Here is a 23,255-nt window from a genome sequence, read left to right as displayed (position 1 = left end):
GGCGGGGCGTCAGTTGCCGGTGCGGGGGAAGGAGACCTCGACGCGGCGGTTCTTCTTGCGGCCCGATTCCGACGAGTTGTCCGCGATGGGGTACTGCTCGCCGTAGCCGCGCACCTCGAAGGTGATGTCCGGGTCGTTCAGTTCCGAGTCGAGGATGTCGTGGACGGCGTTGGCGCGGCGGCGGGAGAGGGTGTCGCCGTGGGCGGAGGAGCCGAGGTTGTCCGTGAAGCCGAAGACGCGGACCTTGGTCGCGTTCTGCGTCTTGATCTCGCTCGCGATCGCGGCGATACGGGCCTTCGACTCGGCGCTGAGCCGGGCGCTGTCCTTGCCGAAGAGGACTTCCGCCTGGAGGGCGAACTTCACGTCGGCGTTGGTGTCCTCACGGCGTTCCTCACCGCTCTGGTCCTCCACGACCTGCTTGATGTCGAGAACTTTCGGTTCGGCGAGGGTGGCGCCTTCCGGGATCTTCAGATCGGGGTCGTTGGCGTCGACCTCGACGGGGGCGGAGGCGGTGGCCTCGGTGCCTGGGGGGACGCTGGGGTCGTCGTCGGCGTGGGCTGTCGTGGTGGTGCAGAGGGTGGTGGCGAGGAGGAGTGAGGTTGTGGTGAGGGCCAGGGGGAGGCGAGATCGGGTCATGGGTGGCCTCAACCGGAGATCTCGATGGAGGCGGCGGCGAACATCGGGAGTTGGAAGGCGACCTCAGACGTGCCGTCCGGGGGCGCCGGGAACTGCATGAAGACAGGGACCGACTCTCCGGACTTGAGGGCGGGAAAGTTCGTCGTCGTCAGGGGGCGGCCGTCCGTATCCCGCAGGACGTAGTAGCGCTTCTTCCCCTGCGAGTCCACAAGGGTGGCCCCTCCAAGCGACCTTCCGTTCCGGATGATCTCCGTCTCGTTTCCACTCAGCTGGGCGGGCACGTTCACCGTCCCAGCGCCGTCGTTCTTCAAGGTGCCGCTCACGGTGACGAATCCCCCGGAGTCCCGCACAGCTGAAGTGATCTGAAGGAGCAGACTGTCGGGGCCCTTCAGCTCGGCCAGCGGGGCGCCCGACTGACCTTCCTGAGCACTCGGCCGTGATCCGTTGTCCTTGGACGCGGAAGCCGAGGCGTTCGGCTTCTCATCGTCACTCCCACCGCCGCCGCAGCCGGCCACGCCGAGGGCCAGGCCGACCGCAACGGTCAATGCGGCCATCCCCCTGCGGGCCTTCGTGGTGAACCGAATGCTCATGCTTCTGCTTCCTTCATCACTCGTCGTTCGCTTGTCAGTCGGCCAGATGGACGTCGAAGAGGTCCTCGGGGTCCGGAAGGGTGTCGGGGGCTTCCGGATCCGGGTCCCACTGCTCGCCCTCGCAGTCGAGGCTGGGCAGGATGTCGTCCCCTGCCTCTTCACCGGGGAGTTCGAAGTTGCAGCGCCGCTCCACGACGGCAGAAGCGAACGCCCTCGCATGTCGGTTCTCCGTACCAGGCACGATGGTGTCCCCGACAGGTTCGTCGGTCGTCACTGCGACCCGGTAGCCCAGGGGGCCGTCCTCCTGGCAATCGTCGACGTGAGCGTCGTTCTGTGCCGCGAGCTGGCCGGCGCGTTCACAGGGGTCCTCGAACAGTTCCAGGTCACCCTCGAAGATGCCCTGCCAGGATGTGGGGTCCAGCACGTTCTCGAGCCACTCGCCCGCGAGCTGCTCCCGCAAGTTCTGGGCCGCCGCGAGCGCGGCGGCGTCTGCCGCCGTCTGGGCCTCGCTACGCGTGGCAGCGGCCTGGCCGACCGCAAGGTACGCGAACGCGAGAAAGAGCAGGCCCGCCACCACCGTGATGTAGATGGGGAAAGCCTGCCCCGCGTCGCGAGACCTCCGAAGCCGGGTCAGCCTCCGGTCACCTCGGTGATCTTGTCGGTGATCGCGTTGTAAATGGACTGGCCGATATCCGTCCCCGTAATAGCCAGCACAATCGCCACGACAACCGCGATGATCCCCAGGTACTCCACCGCCGTCTGGCCCTTGTCGTCGCGAGTGGGGCGGGTGCGGAGCTGTGACGTGGTGGTGTTCATCCGGTTGTTCATGGCGTTGCCCTCCCGGTGTGGCGGCTTCTGGGTCGCGACCGTATGCGGGGACAGGCGGGTCGGCAGAGGGTCCCAGGGCCCAATCGTGGGCCCAATCATGAGCCGGCGGACGATGCATCGCGGTCACCCCAGTCCCAGCCACTTCGCGGTGGCCTCCGAGCGGCTGGTGCTGTGGAGCTTGGCGAAGATGCGGTTGATGTGGTTCTTGACCGTCTTCTCGCTGATGAAGCAGGTGGCGGCGATTTGCTGGTTGGTCATGCCGGATGCGATGAGGTCCATGATCTCCGCCTCCCGCGTGCTGAGTTGGGACTGTGACCGGTATGACGACGACTGTGCCACACCTGGTTGCACTTGCGAAAGGTTTTCCGGAGAAGTAGCCCGTGGTGGGATGCGCCGTGCGGAGAAGCCGCCGATGGGCGTTCGGAATGCGGAGTTTGCAGTCGCACTTTTCGCGCCCAGGTCGTCCGGGAGTGGCGGGCGGCCGGGTGGGGGCGCGCTCTGGCGGAGCTGGGTCAGGAGCGCCTCTGCCGCCGTCGATGTGAAGTGCGGCCTGCCGCTCCTGATGTCCCGTACCGCCGCCACCAGTTCGTCCGCGGTGAACTCGCCGTGGACGAGATAGCCGCTCGCGCCCCGCCGCAAGGCCTCCTCGACCACGTCCGGCTCCCGGCTGTAGGTGAGCATGACGACCGGGGCCAGCCGCACGAGGTGAGGGAGCGCCGAGATGCCGTCCACGCCCGGCATGCGGACGTCCAGGAGGACCACGTCCGGCTGGTGGGCTCGGGCCGCCTCGTAGGCCTCGCGGCCGTCCCGTGCCTGCGCCACCACCGTGATGTCCTCGCGGCCGGAGAGCAGGGCCGTGAGGCCCGCACGGACGACGGGGTTGTCGTCGGCCACGACCACGCGCAAGGACGTGGCGGCCGGGTCCGGCGGTGGGGGGACGTCGGCTGCGGGGTGTCTAGCGTCCGGCATCGTTCGGCCGCCTCTCAGGGGTGGGATCGAGTGCCGCCAGCGGGAGTTCCAGGCGTACTTCCGTGCCGCCCGGGTGGTCGCCTCGGCCGATGCGGATGCGGGCGCCCACCGAGGCAGCGCGTTCGACCATGCCCACCACGCCGAAGTGGCCCGCCTTGCACAGTTGTTCGAGGTCGGTCTCCGGTGGCATGCCCCGCCCGTCGTCGTGGACGCTGAGGAGGAGCTGGTCGCCGTCGACGCCTGCCGTCACCTCGACGCGGGTGGGGGCGGCGTGGCGGTGGGCGTTCTCCATGGCCTCCGTGGCGATGGTCAGGAGCTGGCGGGCCACCGCCGGGGGCACCGGGGGCACGGGGGTGCCGGCCACGGGGTGGCAGGTGGCGGGGACGCCGGTGCGCGCCGTGAAGTCGGCTACCCGGGCCGCGAGTTCGGCGAGTATGTCCGTGCCCTGGGCCGGGTCCGCTTCCCGGCGCAGGTCCGCGAGGAGTTCGCGGGATTCCGCCGCGGCCCGCCGGGCCGAGCGGGCCACCAGCTCGGCCCGGTCCTTGACCAGGGACGGGTCCAGTTCGCCGGCCGAGTTCGCCAGGCCGTCCGCCGCGAGGGCCACGCCGTGCAGGGTCTTTGCCACCGTGTCGTGCAGTTCGCGGGCCAGGCGGGCGCGTTCCGCCGCCACCGCTTCCGTGACGGCCAGCCGGGCCTGAACCGTGGTCAGCGCGTGGGTGGCTTCGCCGAAGCGGAGCATGAGGTTGCGGAGGGTGGAGCCGGCCGCGCCGGTGATGACGCAGAGGCCGGGGAGCAGCAGTGTCTCGGCGGGCCCGGCGTCGGGATTCCTCGCGAGGGTGGCGTGCACCAGGAGCAGGATCAGGGACTGGAGGGAGGCGAAGACCGCGGCGCCGCGCCAGCTGTAGACGAGTCCGGCCAGGAGGGGCGTGCAGACGCTGACGTAGGCGAGGGTGCTGTCGGGGCCCGCGGAGATGAGGGGCAGGGACCCGACGAGGGTGTCGAGGGCCAGGAGGGTGGGGTGGCGAAGGAGGAGGGGCGCGAAGCGTTCCCAGTCCCTGAACAGGACGTAGGAGGCCATGAAGGTGATGATCACGGCCGCCCCGACGAGACGTACGCCCAGGCCGGGGGAGGCGTTGAGAAGCGCGGCGGGGGCGGCCAGGGCGATCATGGCCAGGCGGAAGCCGAAGACTTGACGGCACAGGGCCTGGAGGGCGTTGACCTGGATCGACAATGCGGGTGCGGACGACCTCTGTGGGGCACCGTCGGCGTCCGGCCCGCCCTGCCGGCGGCTCGTCGCATCCGGCGGTTCGTTCGTCCCGGGCCGCTCCACCGGCTTCGGCGCTTCCTCGTCCGCCGTCCCAGGCGCCCCAGCCGGCCCCGCAGCTCGCTCCGCCGCTCCCTCCGCCGCCTCGTCCGAGGGTCCCATCCGCTCCCTCCACGCCGGCCCCGGGGGCACTGGACCGCCCGGCGCCCTCGGGCAGGCAGGCGCGGGCAGCCCGGTCCCCGGCGTGGACGCCGTGATCGCCGGTCGCCTCGGGCGGCGACGCCCCCGCAGGCCCGCGCCCTCCGTCGGTGTGAGTGTCATGGTCCTCACTCGCCCGTCAGCGTGCCGAAGTCGGTGCCGGAGCCCAGGAGCAGCCCGGCGCCCAGCAGCAGCATCGTCGCCGGGACCATGAACGTCGTGATCATCATGGTGGCCTTGGGCACCGCCCGCGCCGCCTTGCGCCGTGCGTTCTGCGCGTCCGTACGCCGCATGTCCTTGGCCAGGGACACCAGCGTGTCCACGATCGGCGCCCCCAGCTCCTCGCCCTGCTGCAGCGCCGTCACGAACATGGCGACCTGCTCGGAGTCGTTGCGCCGGCGCAGTTCCGCGAAGGCCTGGCGGCGGCTCATGCCGAGGTCCATCTGGCGCAGGGTGATGCGGATCTCGTCGGCCCAGGGACCCTCGTACCGTGAGGCGACCCGGTCGAGGGCCTGGCGGAAGCCGAGGCCGGCGCTGACCACGACGGCGAGGACGTCGAGGAAGTCGGGCAGGGTGCGGTCGATGACGTCCTTGCGGATCCGGATCGCCGACCAGATGCCGACCTCCGTCCAGAACGCGCCGAAGGCGAACAGCAGCAGGGTCATCAGTACGTTGCCCTGGAGCAGGAACACCAGGCCGCCGACGCCGCCGAGGAAGCCGTAGACCGCGCGGCGCGCCGCGTAGCGGTCGATCGTGAGGCCACCGGGGTTGCCCGCCAGGTCGATCCTGCGGCGGTACCGGGCAACCTGTTTGGGGCCCATCAGACGCAGTACGGCGGGCGCGTACCGCATGCCCATCCGGTCGACCAGCGAGTCCACCGCGCCCGTGCGGGTGGAGCCGACCTCCAGGGCCAGGACGAGGTCGCCGGGGAGTTTCGCCTCCGCCCGGTACATCCGGATCCCGGCGAAGACGCCCCAGACGCTGAGGCCCATGACGAGTGCCAGCAGAAGTGCCATGCCGGTGCCCTCCCTTTCCCGGACTCTCAGACGTCGATGCGGGACATGCGGCGGATCATGACGAAGCCGACGGCGTAGAGCGCGAACGCGACGATCACGCAGGCCTGGCCGACGGGAGAGCCCGTCATCCGGTCCAGGGCGCCGTCCTTGACGCCGTTCATCAGGAACAGCGAGCCCACGCCCATCACCGGGACCGCGTACGACGTCATGCTCACCTGCGAGAGCTGGGTGCGGATCTCGCGGCGGGTCTCCTTGCGCTCCTCCAGCGTCTCCGTGAGGTTTCTGAGCGCGCTGACCAGCTGGCCGCCCGCCCGGTTGGACAGCACGAGCGTGGTGACCAGGACCACCAGCTCGCGCGACGGGAGGCGCTCGGCCATCTCGCCCAGCGCCTCGTCCATCGACGCGCCCACCGACAGCTGGTCGGCCACCTTGGCCAGTTCCTCTCCTGCCGGGGCCTCCAGCTCCTCCGCCGCCATGCCGATCGCGGTGCGCAGGGCGAGACCGGCCTGGGTGGCGTTGGCCAGGATGCGGGCCAGTTCGGGGAGTTGGTTGATGAACTTCTCGATGCGTTTCTGGCGTTGCCAGTTGAGGAACTGCACGGCCGCCCAGATGCCCAGCAGCCCGGCGATCGGGCCGAAGAAGGGGGCGAGGGTGGCCTGTCCGACCAGCCACAGGCCGGCGACCGTGGCGAGCATCGCGACGAAGAACTCGCCCGGGGTCACGTCCAGGCCCGTCGACAGCAGCCGCAGCTCCAGCTTGCGGCCCGGTCGCGTACGGCGCAGGCGGCGGTCCAGATCGCGGAACCGGCGCCGGCGGCCCGTGGCCTGGACCTGTCCGGTGGCGGACAGACGCTCCACCAGGGCCTGGCGCTGCGCCCTCCCCATGGCGTACGCGTGCAGGCCGGCCACGGCGAGGACGCAGGTCAGCAGGGTGACACCGGTGGTGAGGGAGACGAGGGTCGTCAGTTCCATGGTCGGCTCCTGCCTACCTGGCTTCTCGGGTGGCCAGCTGGTCTGCGGACTGGGCGACGCCGAAGGCCTGCGGTATGGGCTGGCTCGCCATGTAGAGGCGGTCGGCGGTGCGGCGGGTGAGCGGGAAGTACTGGAAGCCGCCGTGGATGCGGCCGTCGGGGGTCATGGGCCGGGCGTTGAAGCGGGCGACCGTGGCCAGCCGGTACGGCTCACCGCCGTGGCTGTCGAGCAGCGCGACCTCGGTGACCCGGCGCAGCCCGTCGGCGAACCGGGTGAGCTGCACGATCACGTCGACCGCGCTGTTGATCTGGTCGTGCAGCGCGGCGAAGGGGACCTCGACGTCGGACATGGAGGCCAGGGTCTGCAGGCGCATCAGCGCGTCCTCCGCGCTGTTGGCGTGGACGGTGGCCAGGGAGCCGTCGTGACCGGTCGACATCGCCTGGAGCATGTCCAGCGACTCACCGCCACGGACCTCACCGACCACGATCCGGTCGGGGCGCATGCGCAGCGAGTTGCGGACCAGGTCGCGGATGGTCACCTGGCCCTGGCCCTCGACGTTCGGCGGCCGGGACTCCAGGCGGACCACGTGCTGCTGCTGGAGCTGGAGTTCCGCCGAGTCCTCGATGGTGATGATCCGCTCGCTCTCGGGGATCAGGCCCGACAGCGCGTTCAGCAGGGTTGTCTTGCCGGTGCCCGTCGCGCCCGACACGATGATGTTGAACCGCGCCTGCACCAGCCCCGCCAGCAGGTACACCATCGGCTCCTCCAGCGAGCCGAACTGGATCAGCTCCTGGAGCGTGAAGGAGCGCGGGAAGCGGCGGATCGTGAGCGTGGCGCCGGTGAGGGACAGGGGCGGGATGATGACGTTGACACGCTCACCGGACGGGAGACGGGCGTCGACCATCGGATTCGACTCGTCCACCCGGCGGTTGACCGTCGAGACGATCCGCTCGATGGTCTGCATGAGCTGGTCGTTGGAGGCGAACCGCAGGGGCAGTTGCTCCACCCGGCCACCGCGCTCCACGAAGATCGCGTCCGGGCCGTTCACCATGATCTCGGTGATCGACGCGTCCTCGAGCAGCGGCTCCAGGATGCCGAGGCCCAGCGCCTCGTCGACCACCCTGCGGATCAGCTGCGAGCGCTCGGCCGTCGACAGCACCGGGCCCTCACGGCTGATGATGTGCCCGAGCACCCGCTCCAGCCGGGCCCTGCGCTCGGCGGCCGCGAGCGAGCTCATCTCCGCGAGGTCGATCTCCTCCAGGAGCTTGGCCCGGTACGAGGCGACCAGGTGCCCGTCCTCGCCCCGGCTGCCGGTCTCCTCGGGGGAGTTGATCCGTGCGCGCAGACTCATCGCCGTAACTCCCTGCTCAGTGGTCCATCGGCATGGTGGCGGACTTGCGGGCCGGGCCGAAGTCCCAGCCGGGGACGATCGACGGGATGTCGATCGTGGCGGTCACCTCGACCTCGTCGCCCAGGTGCGCACTCGTGCAGTCGGCTTCCAGCCAGGAGCTGACGGCGTTCCCGCAGTCCTGCTGGTACGGCCCGTCGAGGGAGGCGCTGCGCGCTCCGGTGCGGGCTGCCGTGCCGGCCTGCTGGGCGGTGTAGGCGATCAGGCCGATCTGGACGGCGGCGATCGCGACGAGGACCAGGATCGGGATGAACCCCAAGTACTCCAGGGCCACTTGGCCCCGGTCACTGCGGTGCTCGTGCCGCCGGTACGTCATGTCAGTCCGTCTCCTCGACGACGGCCCCCGCGTGGCCCACGACGCCGGGGAAGGGGAAGCCGACCGAGCCGGGGAAGAGGACCGGCACGTCGAGCCGTACGTCGGCCGTGACCAGGCCGCCGCTCTCGCCGCAGGACACCTCGGCACCCCCCTCCCACGCGGACGGCAGATGCTCCCGGCCCGCCGCCTCACAGGCCGCCTGACGGTCCGTGGCCGCCGTGCCCGCCCGTGCCGCCTCGTCCGCAGCGTTCCCCGCGAGCGTGTAGGTGTACCCCACGAGCACGAACTGCCACAGCAGCACCAGGGTCAGGACGATCAGCGGGGTCATGCCGAGGAACTCGATGGTGACCTGGCCCCGGTCGCGCCCCCGGCGGGCCGTCACGCGGGGAGCCTTCCGCGCCCTCGCCGCACCGTCCTCGAGACTCCCCCGCATCACCGCGACCCGGCACCCCTGCCCGGCCTCGGGAAACCCGCGAGGGGGCCGCACCGCCGGGTGCCCACGGCCGGGCGTCGCCGCCGGGAGACCAGGGCGCTGCCTTCCCGCCGGAAGCCCGCGCCCCGCCATCACCGCCCGGGGCCCGCGAACCGGCGCCGCCGCCGGAACCTCACGGCCCGGCCCCCCCGCCCGCACCCCACAGACCTGCGCCGCCGTCTGCCGCCCAGGACCCCGCAACACCGCACGAGACCCACCGACCTGTGCCCCGCCCCGACGCTCACGCCCCCGCCACACCGCCGCAGCCCCACGCCACCGCAACGCCACCCGACGCCCACGCCCCCGCAACGCCACCCGACGCTCACGCCCCCGCCACACCGCCGCAGCCCCAGGCCCCCGCAACGCCACCCGACGCTCACGCCCCCGCCACACCGCCGCAGGCCCAGGCCCCCGCAACGCCGCCCGACTCTCACGCCCCAGCCACACCGCCGCAGCCCCACGCCCCCGCAACGCCACCCGACGCCCACGCCCCCGCAACGCCACCCGACGCTCACGACCCCGCAACGCCGCCCGAGGCCCACGACCCCGTACCACCGCCGGAATCTCCCGCCCCTGCATCAGCACTGCCCGCCACCCGACCCCCGGCAACACCGCCAGAAGCGCGCGCCCCTGCGACACCGCCCCACGCGACAGCCCCCGAAACCCTCGCCCCTGCAGCACCGCCCAGCCCGACAACCCCCGAAACGCGCGCCCCCGCGCCCCGTCGGGTCCCCGTCCCGCGTGTGTCGCCGGGGCGAGGGCGTCGGCCCGTGGCGGCGTCGAGAGGTCGGGAGCCGGCTTCATCCGTCCCTCCGTCGCCGGAAGGTCATCGAGCCGCGGTCCCCGCGTGCCCGGCCGCTCCTTCGGTCGCTCGCGGGGGCCTTGGCCAGGCCGAGCTCCCCCGCGAGGCCCCACAGGGCCTGTTTCACCGCGCTTCTGCTGTCCAGCTCGTGGACGCGGCCGGCGTCCACGACGCCCTGCAGTTCCTTGAAGTTGGCGGGCACGGCCGTCGCGGCGACCGGTGTGCCGGTGATCCTCCGGATGAGAGTCGGCTGGATCTCCGTGCCCCGGGTGTGCCGGTTGACGACGATCGTGGTCTCCTCGGCCTTGCGGATCTGGAGCCGGTCCCACATCCGTACCGTCCGCTTGGCGCCCCGGACCGCGACCACGTCCGGCGTGGTGACCAGCAGGGCGGTGTCTGCCATCTCGACGGCGGCGGCCCCCGCGCCGCTGAGCTGGGCGCCGCAGTCGATGACGACGGTCTCGTAGCGCGAGCGCAGGGCGCTGACGATCTGGCGGGCGGCGCGGTCGGTGACCTCCTCGCCGCGTTCGCCCTCGCCGGGGGCGAGCAGCAGGGCGACGCCGGTGTCGTGCCGGAAGACGGCGTCGGCGAGGACCCGCGGTGAGATGTCCGTGATGCCGGCGAGGTCGGCGACGCTGCGCCGGAACTGCACGTCCAGGTACGAGGCGACGTCCCCGGTCTGGAGGTCCATGTCGACCACCGCGGTGGAGCGGCCCGACGCCTGGGAGGCGAGCGCCAGCTGGATCGCGGTGAGCGTCGCCCCGACGCCGCCCTTGGCTCCGCTCACGGTGACGACCGTGCCGCCGACGCCGGTGAAGACGTCGCCGCCGTGGCCCAGGTGCCGCCGGACGCCCACCGACCACTGGGCCACCGCCTGCACACGGGTGGCCAGTTCCTCGTACGACAGCGGCAGCGCGACGAGGCCGCGTGCGCCGGAATCCATGGCGGCCTGGAAGAGGCCGGGGCTCGTGTCGGAGGTGACGAGGACGACGCCGACGGCGGGGAAGCGGAGCGCCACCTCGCGGATCAGCTCCAGGGCCGGTACCGGGCCGATGCGTTCGTGGACGACGACGACTTCGGGCAGTTCGTCGACGGACTCGGCGGCCAGCCGGGCGAGGGTGTCGATCAGCTGGGTGGAGTCGACCACGGGCGCGACCGGTTCGGCGTCCGGGAGCTGGCTGAGCAGGGTCGTGACCGAGCGGACCGCGTCCGCGTCGCCGACGGCCGGCAGGATCCTCGTGGGCATGCGGGCCTCACTTGTCCTTCGCGAGTTCGTAGGTGCGGTCCGCGTCGGGGACGGTGGTGTCGCTGCCGGGCGCGACCAGGGCGAGCCGGACGCGCTCGGCGAACGACTCGGCGTACGTGAGGCGCTGGGCGTCGAGGGTGGACAGCGCGAAGGTGATGGGCACGGCGTCGGTGGATCGCCGGGTGCGGTCGTCGCTGTCGGGGTTGAGGGAGGTCAGCTTCCCGACGTCGATCACCTGGGCGTTCGTCACGATGATCTTCGACTGGGCGGGGGCGCCCTCTCGCTCACCCTCGAAGGTGGCGTACACGTTGACCGTGGATCCCGGCGTGATCTTGCCGGCCACTCCGGTCGCCGCGTCGATCATGATGGCGACCTCCTGCTGCCCGGCCCGCAGGGCCGGCTGATCGACGATCATGTCGCTCTGCAGCAGGGAGCCCTCGCGCAGGGTGGTGACAGCGATCTTGCCGCTGAGCTGCCGCAGATCGGTGACCGCGTTCTCGGACAGCCAGCGCTCGGGCATCTCGACCTGCTCGAACTTGTCGGCGGTGAGGGCGGTGTAGGGCGCCACATCGTCCTTCAGACGGTACGCGGTGACCTCGGGACCGACCTTGGACTGCACGTCGTTGATGACGGAGAGCACGCCCGCGAACGCGCCGAGGGCGCACAGGACGGACAGAAGCAGGAGTATGACGCCGCGGCGCTGACGGGAGTTCATGAAGCGTGCAACCTCGTTGGGGGTGGGGTCGAACGGGTCTGGGTCTCGTCGGGCGGCGGGTCACCCCGCCGGAAGCTGGAGCTGGTGGTCGTACGACGGCGCGGTCGCGGAGCAGAACACGCAGCGGTCACCGATGACGTCGATGCCGCACCAGTGGCAGCTGCTCCGGCGGACCGAGCCGACCAGCTGGTAGAGCACGGACAGGTCGGGCAGGTAGGTGCAGAACTCGACAAGCTTGCCGGTCCCCCACCAGTCGGCGGACTCGGCGGGCAGCCGGGCCTCGCGCAGGCCCTGCACACGCCAGGACGGAGCGAGCGCGGCGGTGACCCAGTCGGTCTGGAGCTGTCCTCGGGCGAGCAGCATCGAGGTGCCGAACTCCGGCCCCCGCAGCGCCGCTTCGGGCCCGATCCGCACCAGCTGCGGCTCGGGATGGGCGACGACGCCGAACTGGCTCCCCGGCATCCAGGACTTCGCGTGCGACGTGAGTCCGACGGGCACGCGGTCGAGCCGGGCGACGCTGCCGAGGACCGCGCCGGCGTGGATGTAGTGGGTGAGGAGCCGGCCGGCCGAGGCGAGGACGCCCGGGTTGAGGTCGCAGGAGGCGAGCTGTCTCAACTGGCGTGCCAGGACGGCGAGTCCCAACGGGGGCAGGCCGGGCCGGAACAGGGCGATCCGGTCGCTCTCCAGGATGGAGCGGATGGTGTGCAGCCGCTGCTCCACTCCCGCCGGGACGGCCCTCGAGCACACCACGATCACATGGCCGTGCGCCTCGATCAGGGCCTGCATCTCGGCCAGCGCCTGGTCCAGCGGGCACTTGTCCACCTCACGCAGGACGACGGCGGGCAGGGTCCGCTCGTCCTGCGCCGGCAGCGCCATGTCGGCGCTGGTCACGGCAACGGCTGTTGGCACCGCAGCTCCCCGCTCCCCACCCAGGTCCGGCCCGCCGACGCAACTCTCGTGCACCGGAACGACTTCATTGCGTGACTACCTCAGCACTGTATCCACGCCTCCATGACCGGAGAACAGCGTTTCCGTAGCCCAGCAGCAACTCTTATTGCACAAGACACGTCAAATCGGGGCAGGGGGAGCATCCCGACCGAACCCAAAAGAGTGGGCGAGCCGGACCCCTTGACAGCGGAATTGGTCTGGACCAACTTGATGGCGTCGAAGTCGAGTCCCCACTCCCCCCACCGGAGGCCCCCCGTGGACCGCGCACGCAGACGTACCCGCTTGTGGCCGGGAGCGGTGATCGCCGCCCTGGCGCTCACCGTGCCGGCGATCAGCCCGGCATCCGCCGCGGACATCAACAACGCCAAGAACGCCGGCTTCGAGTCGGGCCTGACCAACTGGAGCTGCTCGGCGGGCAGCGGTACGGCCGTCTCCTCACCGGTGCACGCCGGCTCGTCCGCACTCAAGGCGACCCCGGCCGGGCAGGACAACGCACGCTGCACGCAGTCGGTGGCGGTCCAGCCCAACTCGACGTACACGCTGAGCGCGTGGGTGCAGGGCGGGTACGCCTACCTGGGTGCCACGGGCACGGGCACCACGGACGTGTCGACATGGACGCCGGATTCGCCGTCGTGGAAGAAGCTGTCGACGACCTTCACCACCGGCTCCTCGACGCGCTCGGTGACCGTCTACACGCACGGCTGGTACGGCCAGGCCGCGTACCACGTGGACGACGTCTCGGTGTTCGGCCCCGACGGCGGCGGAGGCGGCGACCCGGCCCCGACGATCCCGGGCGCCCCGGCCGGCCTGTCGGTCGCCGGTACGACGTCGTCCTCCGTCTCCCTGTCCTGGAACGCGGTCTCGGGTGCGACGGGCTACCACGTCTACCGCAACGGCACGAAGGTGACCGCGGTGACCGGCACTTCGGCGACGGTGACCGGGCTCGCGGCCTCCACGTCGTACACCTTCCAGGTCACGGCGGCCAACGCGGCGGGTGAGTCGCCCAGGTCGGCGACGGTGACGGGCACGACGGCGCCCACGGGTGACGGCGGCTCCGGCGTCCCGCGGCACGCGGTGACGGGCTACTGGCAGAACTTCAACAACGGCGCCACCGTGCAGCGGCTGTCGGACGTGCCGGGCCACTACGACATCATCGCGGTGGCGTTCGCGGACGCGACGGCGACGCCGGGGGCCGTCACCTTCAACCTGGACTCGGCGGGCCTGGGCGGCTACACCGTGGACCAGTTCAAGGCCGACCTCCGGGCGAAGCAGGCCGCCGGGAAGAAGGTCGTCATCTCGGTGGGCGGTGAGCTGGGCCGGGTCGCGGTCAACGACTCCGCCTCGGCGGCGAACTTCGCCGACTCGGTGTACTCACTGATGCAGACGTACGGCTTCGACGGCGTCGACATCGACCTGGAGAACGGCCTCAACGCGACATACATGACGCAGGCACTGCGCTCGCTGTCCGCGAAGGCGGGGCCCTCGATGGTCCTCACGATGGCCCCGCAGACGATCGACATGCAGTCGCCGTCGAACTCCTACTTCCAGACGGCGCTGAACGTGAAGGACATCCTCACCGTCGTCAACATGCAGTACTACAACAGCGGTTCGATGCTCGGCTGCGACGGCAAGGTCTACAGCCAGGGTTCGGTGGACTTCCTGACGGCCCTGGCCTGCATCCAGCTGGAGAACGGCCTCGCCCCGTCCCAGGTCGGCCTCGGCCTCCCGGCGTCGACGCGGGCGGCGGGCGGCGGCTATGTCTCACCGACGGTGGTCAACAACGCCCTGGACTGCCTGACCCGCGCGACGAACTGCGGCTCCTTCAGGCCTCCGCGGACGTACCCGGCCCTGCGCGGCGCGATGACATGGTCGACCAACTGGGACGCGACGAGCGGCAACGCCTGGTCGAACACGGTGGGCCCGCACGTGGACGCACTGCCCTAACTCCTGGCCCCGGACGGATGGCGCCGTCCGTGTCCCCGCGACACGGACGGCGCCGGCCTTTGCCGGTATCAGGTCCGGGACGGCCGGCCGGCCGCTGTCAGGGGTGGTGGGATCGTGTCGCGGTGGCCGGGCCTCGCCAGAGGGACCAGGGAGATCGCCGCCGCCCCCAGCACCGCCGTCAGCGCGAACGTCGTGAAGCCGAGGCCCGCGTTGCCGCCCGCCAGGACCACGCCGCCCACCGTGGGGCCGACCACCGCGCCGGTGCGACCGATGCCGGTGACCCAGCCGAGGCCGGTGGCACGCTCGCTCGGGGCGTAGACGCGGGACGTGGCGGCGTAGACCATGACCTGCGCGCTGAACAGCCAGATGCCGGTGACGAAGACGACGGCGTACGCGGCGCCGAGCGGTAGTTCGGTCCGGAGGAGGAATGTGCCGCAGGCCGTGAGGAGGAACCACAGCGCCGAGACCTTCACCGGGCCGAACCGGTCCGCCATGCCGCCCGCGTGATACGAGGTCATCATCAGGCCGGTCGCCAGGGCCGCCCGGCGGGGCGGCGCGAACTCCGCGACGATCGCCAGGCCGATCGGCATGAGGCCGCCGAGCCCGAGGCCGGAGACGAAACGGCCCGCTCCGAAGACCGCCGCGCCCGGCGCGAGCGCGCACAGGGCGGAGCCCAGCGAGAAGAGCACCACGCTCGCCGTCACCAGCGGTTTGCGGCCCAGCCAGTCGGTGAGCGAGCCCGCGGCCAGCGCGCCGATCAGCATGCCGAACGTGGTCCAGCTGCCGATGGTCCCGGCGAGCGCGGTGCTGAAGCCGAGGCTCTCGTCGGCGAGCAGGTGCGGCATGGTCGCGCCGTAGATGTTGACGTCCATGCCGTCGAAGAAAACGGCCAGCCAGCACAGGGCGATGACCACCCCGACGGTCCGGAAGGAGCGATCGGGAGGGGGCGGGGTCGATGCCACGGGTCGACACTCACTTTCTGCCACGGCGGTGGGGCTTCTGTTACGGCGGTGGGGCGAGGCGGGGGTGAAGCACTCCGACAAGGTCCGGCGGGGCGGCAGTTGTTCGTCTGGCCTGCGCCCTGTCAACGGTTTCGGCACGCCCCAGGACGCAGGCCTTGCGAAGGGCGTGAAACATTTCCCCGGGCCCACCGCATCAATGAGGTGACGGCATTCGTGCGGTGCCGGCGCCTACGACGGGGGGAGACGGCCATGCAGGTCCGCGGGGACGAGTACGCGGAGTTCGCCGCGGCGCGCGCGGGGCACCTCTACCGGGCCGCCTGCCTGCTCACCGCCGGCGACACCCATCTCGCCGAGGACCTCGTGCAGGAGACCCTCGGGCGGCTGTACCTGAGATGGGGGCGCGTCTCCCGGGTCGACAATCCCGCGGCGTACGCGCAGACCGTCCTCACCCGCACCTTCCTCGCCCAGAGGCGGCGGCGCAGCAGCACCGAGCGCGCCACCGACGTACTCCCCGAAGAGGCCGTCTCCGGTGGCGACGCCACCCTCCGGGTGACGCTGCTGGACGCGCTCGCGCGGCTGCCCGTCAAGGACCGGGCCGTCGTCGTGCTGCGCTACTGGGAGGACCGCAGCGTCGAGGAGACCGCCGACGCCATGAACACCAGCTCGGCCGCCGTACGGACCCGCTGCTCCCGCGCCCTCGCCCGGCTCCGCGAGCTGCTCGGCGAAGAGCTCGCCGAGTACGCGGCCACCTGACCACCGGTCCCACCCCGCACACCCGCCCACCCCCCATCTTCTTTCCACCACCCTCAAGGAGACGGTGATCCGCCATGCCCACAGACCACCGGGACGACCCCTTCGAGCACCGCCTCGGCACCGCGCTGCGGCAGACCGGGGACACCTTCGGCACCGACCGCCCCGCCCTGATCGCCGCAGGCCAGGCCCGCGGGCGCCGACTGCGGCTGCGCCGCCGGGCCGCGGTGGCCGGTGGCGCCGCGGGCATCGCCCTGGTGGGCGTCACGGGGGCGCTGGTCCTGCCGGGCGGCGGAAGCGGCCAGGACACCCGGGAACGGCAGCCCGCCGCAGCCAGGCGTACGACTCCGCCGCCCGCCACCTCGATCGCCCCGCAGCCCGTCTCCGGCGAGCGCCTGATCGCCACGTTGGAGCGGCTGCTTCCCGAGGGGAAGGTCAGCGGCGCGGAGGCCTGGGGCGGCGGGGGCGATCTCCCGATGCCGTCCGTGCGGCTGGTCCACGACGACGGCGAGGGCGGCGGCGCGATCAGTGTCGCACTGAACCGGGTCGAACCGGGCAGCCAGGTGGCCCGCGAGGCCATCACCTGCCCGGACAAGGTCTATGTCCCGCACGACAGTTGCACCACCAGCAGGCTGTCCGACGGCTCGGTGCTGATGCTGTTCCAGGGGTACGAGTATCCGGACCGCCGGGTGGACACCAAGCTGTGGCGTGCCGAACTCGTCACCCCCGAGGGCGAGCACGTCGGCGTCAGCGAGTGGAACGCCGAGGCGGAGAAGGACGCGCCGATCACACGGGCCGAACCGCCGCTTTCCCTGTCGCAGTTGAAGAAGGTCGCAACGGCCGCGGAGTGGCGGGCCCTCGTCCCCGCCACCCCCGACGAAGCGAAGAGGCAGGGGCAGGGGCAGGACGGCCGACCCGCCGCCCCGCAGCCGACGTTCTCCGGCTCGGCCGTGGACACGCTGGCGACGCTGCTCCCCGCGGACGCGAAGGTGGTGGGCAGGGGCGGCGCGGGCGACTTCGGCTACGTGGTCGTCGACGACGGCAAGGGGCAGAGCCTCGTGCAGATCAATGTGCAGCCCGGCATGGCCGACGTCGCCGGCGAGCTGTTCGGCGAGGCCGAGACCCTGCCGGACGGCACACTGGTGACCGACCGGCAGGTGCCCGGCGAGAAGGGCGGCGCGGGCGTCGTCATGTGGACCGTGGACACCCTGCGCACGGACGGCCTGCGCGTGGTGATCAGCGCCTTCAACTCCGGCTCCCAGCAGACACCGGCGACCCGCGAAGCCCCCGCCCTGACCATCGGGCAGCTTCGAGGCATCGCCCTCGCCCCCGAGTGGCCCGCCCTGCTGAAGTGAGGGTGGCAGCCAGGGCCTGCCGGACAGGCACTAGAAGAAGTCCGCCCACGGCTGGTCCCAGATCTGCTTCACGCACAGCACCAGGAAGAGCAGGCCTGCGATCGTCAGCATCCCGTTGCTGACCCAGCCGTTGCGCCATTCCCGGGGCGTGCGGTCGCTGTTGAGCAGCCAGATCAGCGTGCCGGCGAGGAACGGCAGGAACGCCGCGCCGAGCACGCCGTAGATGATGACCAGCCGGAACGGCTGGCCCTCGAAGAGCAGCACCATGGGCGGGAAGGTCAGCCAGAGCAGGTACGCGCGGAACGGCCAGGACCGTTCCCGCTCGCCCGAGGCGATCTCCTCGCCCTTGGTCTGCGCCCGCTTCCGGTAGCGCGCCACGAAGTCCGCGAACATCAGGCTCACGCCGTGCCAGACGCCGATCAGGGAGGTGAAGGAGGTGGCGAAGAAGCCGATCAGGAAGAACTTCGCGGTCACCGTGCCGTATTCGGCCGCCAGGATGTCGCTCAGCTGGACGAGTCCCTTGTCGCCGCCCTCGATGGCGATGTTGCGGGCGTGCAGCAGCTCGGCGCCGACGAAGAGCATCGCGATGACGAAGACACCGGTGGTGGCGTAGGCGACCCGGTTGTCCAGGCGCATGACCTTCATCCAGCCGGTGTTGGTCCAGCCCTTGGCGTTGACCCAGTACCCGTATGCGGCCAGCGTGATGGTGCCGCCGACACCGCCGATCAGGCCGAGGGTGTTGAGGACCGAGTCCTTCTCGTCGGGCAGGACGGGCAGCAGGCCGGCGAAGGCGTCCCCCAGGTTCGGCGTGACCCGGATCGCCAGGTACACCGTCACCACGAACATGACGCCGACCAGGACCGTCATGACCTTCTCGAAGACGGCGTACTTGTTGAACCAGACGAAGACGAGGCCCACCAGGCCGCAGGCGATCCCCCACCACTTCAGGTCCATCACGTCCGGGAACAGCGCCTGCAAGGGCAGCGCGCTCGACGACATGGCCGCCGCACCGTAGACGAAGCCCCAGATCACGACGTACACGACGAAGAAGTACGTGGTCCAGCGGCCCAGGCCGGCCCAGCCGTCGAACAGCGTGCGGCCGGTCGACAGATGCCAGCGGCCGGCCGCCTCCGCGAGGGAGATCTTCACCAGGCAGCCGATGATCGCCGCCCACAGGAGCGTGTAGCCGAAGTTGCTGCCCGCGATCAGCGTCGCGACCAGGTCGCCGGCCCCCACACCGGTCGCGGCGACGACGATTCCGGGACCGATGTACTTCCAACTGGATTTACGCGGAGCCGAGTTGGAGTTCGCGTCGGTTGCGGCCCCTGCTTCACTGGTGTTTCCCGTGGTGTCCGCCATGCAGGTCAAGAAAGCCCATGGACGGTCGGTGGACAAGAGGGCGTGCGGGATCTTCACCCGATGTGTTCGAGGAGCGGGCCTCCCGGCGGCCTGGCGCGCCGCCGGGAGGCTGGGACCGGCACGCTACGACTGCCGCCGGCCGCAGCCGCCGCACGCGCAGGTGCCGAGCTCGAACCAGACGGTCTTGCCCGGGCCGTCCTGGTGGCAGCCCCAGCGCCGGGCGAGCGCCTCCACCAGGAACATCCCCCGGCCGCTCTCGGAGGTGCCCGCGTCGAGCACCTGCGGGACCCGCCGGCCGCCGTCGGAGACCTCGCAGCGCAGGACGCCGTGGGCGGCGGACAGCGTGAGCCGGAAGTGGCTCGCGGCGTGCACCAGGGCGTTGGTGGCCAGCTCGCTCACCAGCAGCTGGGCGGTGGCGACCAGGTCGCCGCCGACGCCGTCCGGCTCGGCCAGCCCCCAGCATTCCAGCTGCCGGCGCACCTCCGCGCGCGCCTCCCGGACGGCGGACGGACGCGGGTCGTACGCGACGCTCACATGGCCCGCTCCTATGGGTGGTTGAGGATAGGCGCCGTACCGGGGGTCAGGGTCCGGGCGGCCAGCCCCGGAGAGTTCCAGCATGGCTTCACAGTGCTGCGTGCCGGGTCCCGGGCACACGGGGAGGACTACCTGATTCCATACCTGCCTGGGGGTGCGCATACGGATCGGGCTACGCGTACTGCAGGCGTACGACCGCGCCCGCCTCGTCGTCGCGTACGTCGACGTAGGCGCACACCTGCCGTGCGAACCACAGCCCCTGCCCGGACGCCGGTTCGACGGCGGGCGGCGGTACGAAGCCGGCCAGCGGGTCGTCGACGCGGCGCGGCGAGCGCAGCTCACAGACGCAGCCGGGGGCCTCGCCCCACAGCAGGACCTGGCTGACGGGGTCGAGCGGCTCCGCCGCCTCGGACACGGCCGCGGCGAACAGTTCCGCGTCGGCCACGGGCAGGCCTTGCCCGGTGGCCCAGGTGCGCACGGCACGCGGTTCGGGCGCGGGCAGCGGCCGTGCGTCACGCGGGACCGGCGACAGCGGTACGGCGTCCAGCTCGGCGGCGATCCGCAGCGGGTCCTCGTAGACGCCGGTGCGGGGGTGGGTACGGCGGGCGGCGGCGATCACGGCCGGGCCCGCGGTGCGGGTGTCGTAGGCACACAGGGCGGTGGTCGCGAGCGGGGCGAACAGGAGGTTGGCGAAGGCCTCGTAGCGGATCCACTCGCTGCTCTCGCGCACGGAGCGCCCGGCACGTCCGCCCCAGTCGGGTTCCATCAGCAGGTGGATACGGCCCTGGGGGCCGGCGTGCGCGGCCAGGTAACCGGCGCCCTGCGCCACGGCGTTGGCGGCCGAACCGGTGTACCACTCGGTGTGCGGCACGAATCCGACGTTCCGGGCGTCACCGCCGAGGGCGTCACGGAGCAGGTCGAGCCTGCCGGGGGCGGCGATGGCGACGGGCGGGGGCTCGTCGGGGGCGGCCAGCCCCTCGGCGAGGAAGGGCAGGGCGGCGGCGACGAACTCCTCGTCGGTGGAGAAGACGGCCATGCGGTGATCGAAGGTGCCTTGGGCAAGTGCCGGTGGGGTGGACATGGGGTTCCTGTCGGTGGTGGTGGGTGGGGCGGTTGTCTGGCGGGGGCCGGCCGGGGTCCTGCCGGGGGTGGTCGGCGCGGGGTTCCCCGGTGGGTGGGCGATTCGGGGGTGTGTCGCTGTGTTGCGAACGGCCGGTCGGGCGGTGGGCGGTGGGGCGAGTACTGGTCGCGTGGGTTTCGCGGTGGCCAGGTACAGCGGTGGTGCGGAGCGTGGGTGAAGCGGTGAAGCGGTGAGGCGTTGGTGCGGGTGCTGCGGGGTGGTGCGGTCAAGCGGCGTGTCCGGTGCTGCGGTGCGGTGTAGCCGGTGCTGCGGGAAGTGCGGTTGCCCGGCGTAGCCGTGAGGTGGTGCCGGGGAGGCGGTGGTGCGGTCAGCGGCGGGCGGTGATCCAGGCGGCGATCTGGCTGCGGTTGCTGAAGCCGAGCTTGCTGAGGATGCGTTCGACGTGCCCCTCGGCGGTGCGGCGGGCGATCACCAGGCGGTCGGCGATCTGCTGGTTGGCCAGCCCCTCGGCGACCAGTTCGGCGACCTGCGTCTCGCGGCGGGTGAGCCGGACGCCGGGATGCGCGCGTTCGGGGCCGTGCGGTTCGCGGCGTTGCTCGTCCAGGGCGTAGCCCACGATGCCGGTGAGGCGAAGGGCGGCGCCCTGCTCGTAGGACCGCTCGTAGGCGGCCGTGCCGAGGGCTTCGCGGCACCGGGTCTCGGTACCGCGCCGGGTGGTGCCGAGGGCCGCGGAGCCCCACCGGTCACGGTCGACGTCGGCCCAGACCCGGTCGGCGCCGCCGAGCAGCACGGCCGCGCGGTCGTGGGCACCGCCCTGGCCCGCGATCTGGGCCAGCAGATCGAGCGTGAGGCCGATGCCGGTGACGTCGTTGACGGCGAGTTTGAGCCGCAGGGCCTCGCGGGCGTGCCGTTCGGCCCGGCGGCGGTCCTTCTTCACGGTGTGGGCGAGGGCGAGCATGCGGTGCACATACGACAGCACCCATTCCTCGCCGTGCCGCTCGCACATCCGCCGGGTCTCCTCGCAGACCGCGATGGCCTGGTCGGCCTCGCCCAGGAACCCCAGCGCGCACGCGAGTTCGACGCGGTCGAGGCCGACGAGGCTGAGGTGCTGGCCGGGGACAGGGCCGCGCGCGACTCCGGCGCGGAAGTGGGCGAGGGCGGCCCGCAGATCGTCGCTGAACAGCAGGATCACGCCGATCACGTACTCGGCGTGTGCCGCCTCCGCCTCGTCTCCGAGCCGCCGGGCCAGCGTCCGCGCCTCCTGCGCACGCCGGCGGCCCCGGGTGAGGTCCTCGGGGCAGCCGGCGAGGAGCCCGGCGACCCACAGGGCACGGGCGCGTTCGGGTGTGGGCTCGGGGCCGGCTTCGAGCGCCCGGTCGAGCCAGTACCGGCCCTCCCGCGGCGCACCACAGGCATGCCAGTAGAACCAGAGGGTGCCGGCCAGCCGCAGGGTGGCGAGGACGCCGTCGGGGGTGGTGGGCTCGTTCAGGCCGAAGGCGAGGGCGGCTCGCAGATTGTCCTGGTCGGCGTGGAGGCGGGCCACGATCTCGCGCTGGCCCGGGCCGAACCAGGCCTCCTCGCAAGCGGCGGCCCGCTGCTGCATCCAGTCCCGCTGCCTGCGCCGCGTGGCGAGTTCCTCGCCGGCCTGTTCCCGCAGCCGTTCCAGGCCGTAGTGGCACAGGGTGTCGAGGAGGCGGTAGCGCACGCCGTCGGGGCCGGGCTCACGGCACAGTACGGACTTGTCGACCAGGCCGGCCACGGCCTCCATGACGTCGTACGCCCGGATCCGCGCACCGTCCGCGCACACCGCCTCCGCCGTCTCCAGGTCGAAACTTCCGGCGAGCACCGACAGGCGTGCCCACACCAGTTGTTCCGGCCCGGTGCACAGGTCGTGGCTCCAGTCGACGGCCGCCCGCAGTGTCCGGTGCCGGGGCGGGACGGCGGGGCTGCCCGCGGACAGCAGGCGGTAGCGGTCGTCGAGGCGTTCCAGGAGCTGCTCGACCGAGAGCACGCGCATCCGCACGGCGGCGAGTTCGATGGCGAGCGGCAGTCCGTCGAGGCGCCGGCACAGGCGGGCCACCGCGGACCTGTTCGCGGGGGTGAGGCGGAAGCCGGGGACGACGGCGGCGGCTCGGTCGGCGAACAGGGCGAGCGCCGGTCCTGGTTCGGCACCGGACGGGTCACCGTCCGGGTCGGGCACGGGCAGCGGCCGTACTTCCAGGAGGTGCTCCTCGGTGAGCCCCAGCCGGTGCCGGCTGGTGGCGAGGACCCGTACACCGGCAGTGCCGTGCAGCAGCGCCGCGGCCAACTCCGCGCAGGCGCCCAGCAGATGCTCGCAGTTGTCGATGAGGAGCAGCAGCCTGCGGTCCCGTACCTGGGTCACCAGCGCGTCCAGCGGTGGCTGGGCGGAGTGGTCGTGCAGGCCGAGGGCGTCCGCGGCTGCCAGCGCCACGAGCGCCGGGTCGTGCAGGCCGGAGAGGTGGACGACGTGCACGCCGTCGGGGAAGGCGCGGGCCACGCGGGCCGCGATGCGTCCGGCGAGCCGGGTCTTGCCGACGCCCCCGGGTCCGGTGAGCGTGACCAGACGGGCTCGTGCCAGCAGTTCGCGGCCTTCGGCGAGTTCGGCCCGCCGGTCGACGAAGCTGGTCGTCTCCACCGCCGGTCGGCAGTCCCGTCGTGGCGCTGATCCGCCCATGATCAGCCAGTCCTTGGAGGGTGGGGTCGTGTGCGCGAGCCTCACTCTTCCTCGCCGTGTACATATATGCACGCGCCGCTCACACCGGCGGGTGGAATTTGCCGGGGACCCATTCCGGCGGGGGCGGCCCGCGTACACTGCGCGGCCCTCGCCCGGCGTCCGCCGCGGCCGTTTTCCGCCGGTTTCGGCGGCCAGT

22 protein-coding genes are annotated in these 23,255 nt (G+C 71.9%); 3 read left to right on the top strand and 19 right to left on the bottom strand.

The window, feature by feature from the left end:
* Positions 1–9 precede the first annotated feature (9 nt).
* From ACIHCM_RS28905 to ACIHCM_RS28840, 14 genes are all read right to left on the bottom strand, one after another.
* On the bottom strand, positions 10–636 hold the full coding sequence (locus ACIHCM_RS28905; protein ID WP_399901919.1) for an OmpA family protein: 627 nt from the start codon (positions 634–636) through the stop codon (positions 10–12).
* A gap of 8 nt (positions 637–644) precedes the next feature.
* Positions 645–1,226 carry a hypothetical protein gene (locus tag ACIHCM_RS28900; RefSeq protein ID WP_399901916.1) on the bottom strand — a complete coding sequence of 194 codons (582 nt, stop codon included), beginning with the start codon at positions 1,224–1,226 and terminating at the stop codon, positions 645–647.
* A gap of 34 nt (positions 1,227–1,260) precedes the next feature.
* Entirely contained in the window at positions 1,261–1,860 is a 600-nt protein-coding gene (locus tag ACIHCM_RS28895; protein ID WP_399902124.1) for a pilus assembly protein TadG-related protein, read from the bottom strand.
* Positions 1,857–2,054, bottom strand: coding sequence for a Flp family type IVb pilin (locus ACIHCM_RS28890; RefSeq protein WP_399901913.1), 198 nt, complete (start codon positions 2,052–2,054; stop codon positions 1,857–1,859). Before ACIHCM_RS28890 ends, ACIHCM_RS28895 begins: the two co-directional genes overlap by 4 nt.
* A gap of 123 nt (positions 2,055–2,177) precedes the next feature.
* On the bottom strand, positions 2,178–3,023 hold the full coding sequence (locus ACIHCM_RS28885) for a response regulator (protein WP_399901910.1): 846 nt from the start codon (positions 3,021–3,023) through the stop codon (positions 2,178–2,180).
* Complete coding sequence (locus ACIHCM_RS28880; RefSeq protein WP_399901907.1) at positions 3,010–4,608, bottom strand: sensor histidine kinase; 1,599 nt, start codon at positions 4,606–4,608, stop codon at positions 3,010–3,012. Before ACIHCM_RS28880 ends, ACIHCM_RS28885 begins: the two co-directional genes overlap by 14 nt.
* A gap of 5 nt (positions 4,609–4,613) precedes the next feature.
* Entirely contained in the window at positions 4,614–5,501 is an 888-nt protein-coding gene (locus ACIHCM_RS28875) for a DUF5936 domain-containing protein (protein ID WP_399901904.1), read from the bottom strand.
* Between the two features lie 26 nt (positions 5,502–5,527).
* Positions 5,528–6,472, bottom strand: a complete 945-nt coding sequence (locus tag ACIHCM_RS28870) for a type II secretion system F family protein (protein WP_399901901.1) — start codon at positions 6,470–6,472, stop codon at positions 5,528–5,530.
* Between the two features lie 13 nt (positions 6,473–6,485).
* A complete protein-coding gene (locus ACIHCM_RS28865; protein ID WP_399901898.1) occupies positions 6,486–7,823 on the bottom strand; it encodes a CpaF family protein in 1,338 nt (445 codons plus the stop codon).
* Positions 7,824–7,839: 16 nt separating this feature from the next.
* On the bottom strand, positions 7,840–8,196 hold the full coding sequence (locus ACIHCM_RS28860; protein WP_399901895.1) for a TadE family protein: 357 nt from the start codon (positions 8,194–8,196) through the stop codon (positions 7,840–7,842).
* Between the two features lies 1 nt (position 8,197).
* Positions 8,198–8,578 (bottom strand): TadE/TadG family type IV pilus assembly protein, encoded by a 381-nt coding sequence (locus ACIHCM_RS28855; RefSeq protein ID WP_399901892.1) that lies wholly within the window; start codon positions 8,576–8,578, stop codon positions 8,198–8,200.
* A gap of 890 nt (positions 8,579–9,468) precedes the next feature.
* Positions 9,469–10,716, bottom strand: a complete 1,248-nt coding sequence (locus ACIHCM_RS28850; RefSeq protein WP_399901889.1) for a CpaE family protein — start codon at positions 10,714–10,716, stop codon at positions 9,469–9,471.
* 7 nt (positions 10,717–10,723) lie between these two features.
* Entirely contained in the window at positions 10,724–11,431 is a 708-nt protein-coding gene (cpaB, locus tag ACIHCM_RS28845) for a Flp pilus assembly protein CpaB (RefSeq protein ID WP_399901886.1), read from the bottom strand.
* Between the two features lie 60 nt (positions 11,432–11,491).
* Complete coding sequence (locus tag ACIHCM_RS28840) at positions 11,492–12,340, bottom strand: hypothetical protein (RefSeq protein WP_399901883.1); 849 nt, start codon at positions 12,338–12,340, stop codon at positions 11,492–11,494.
* A gap of 249 nt (positions 12,341–12,589) precedes the next feature.
* Between ACIHCM_RS28840 and ACIHCM_RS28835 the strand changes: the two genes are divergently transcribed.
* The gene (locus ACIHCM_RS28835; RefSeq protein WP_399901880.1) at positions 12,590–14,323 is read left to right on the top strand and encodes a chitinase; all 1,734 of its coding nucleotides are present in this window, start codon (positions 12,590–12,592) and stop codon (positions 14,321–14,323) included.
* 68 nt (positions 14,324–14,391) lie between these two features.
* On the opposite strand, the gene ACIHCM_RS28830 is transcribed toward ACIHCM_RS28835, so the two are convergent.
* On the bottom strand, positions 14,392–15,285 hold the full coding sequence (locus ACIHCM_RS28830) for an MFS transporter (RefSeq protein ID WP_399901877.1): 894 nt from the start codon (positions 15,283–15,285) through the stop codon (positions 14,392–14,394).
* A gap of 249 nt (positions 15,286–15,534) precedes the next feature.
* Here ACIHCM_RS28830 and ACIHCM_RS28825 point away from each other — a divergent pair, with 249 nt between their 5' ends.
* Together ACIHCM_RS28825 and ACIHCM_RS28820 are read left to right on the top strand one after the other, a co-directional pair.
* The gene (locus ACIHCM_RS28825) at positions 15,535–16,038 is read left to right on the top strand and encodes a SigE family RNA polymerase sigma factor (protein WP_399901874.1); all 504 of its coding nucleotides are present in this window, start codon (positions 15,535–15,537) and stop codon (positions 16,036–16,038) included.
* Positions 16,039–16,112: 74 nt separating this feature from the next.
* Positions 16,113–17,390: a hypothetical protein gene (locus ACIHCM_RS28820; RefSeq protein ID WP_399901872.1), complete on the top strand. Its 1,278-nt coding sequence runs from the start codon at positions 16,113–16,115 to the stop codon at positions 17,388–17,390.
* 30 nt (positions 17,391–17,420) lie between these two features.
* Here ACIHCM_RS28820 and ACIHCM_RS28815 read toward each other — a convergent pair whose 3' ends face one another.
* The 4 genes from ACIHCM_RS28815 to ACIHCM_RS28800 all read right to left on the bottom strand — a co-directional run bounded on the left by ACIHCM_RS28815 (position 17,421) and on the right by ACIHCM_RS28800 (position 23,059).
* The gene (locus tag ACIHCM_RS28815) at positions 17,421–18,749 is read right to left on the bottom strand and encodes an Nramp family divalent metal transporter (protein ID WP_399901869.1); all 1,329 of its coding nucleotides are present in this window, start codon (positions 18,747–18,749) and stop codon (positions 17,421–17,423) included.
* A 123-nt stretch (positions 18,750–18,872) separates the two neighbouring features.
* Complete coding sequence (locus ACIHCM_RS28810) at positions 18,873–19,283, bottom strand: ATP-binding protein (protein ID WP_399901866.1); 411 nt, start codon at positions 19,281–19,283, stop codon at positions 18,873–18,875.
* A 172-nt stretch (positions 19,284–19,455) separates the two neighbouring features.
* Positions 19,456–20,364, bottom strand: a complete 909-nt coding sequence (locus ACIHCM_RS28805; RefSeq protein WP_399901863.1) for an anti-sigma factor RsbA family regulatory protein — start codon at positions 20,362–20,364, stop codon at positions 19,456–19,458.
* 367 nt (positions 20,365–20,731) lie between these two features.
* Positions 20,732–23,059, bottom strand: coding sequence for an ATP-binding protein (locus tag ACIHCM_RS28800; RefSeq protein ID WP_399902121.1), 2,328 nt, complete (start codon positions 23,057–23,059; stop codon positions 20,732–20,734).
* Between the last annotated feature and the right edge of the window lie 196 nt (positions 23,060–23,255).

This window comes from Streptomyces sp. NPDC052023 (assembly GCF_044548465.1).
In the GTDB taxonomy this organism is placed as follows: Bacteria; Actinomycetota; Actinomycetes; order Streptomycetales; family Streptomycetaceae; genus Streptomyces.
Note: the sequence above shows the minus strand (reverse complement) of the source record. Positions and strands in the feature narration are given on the sequence as shown.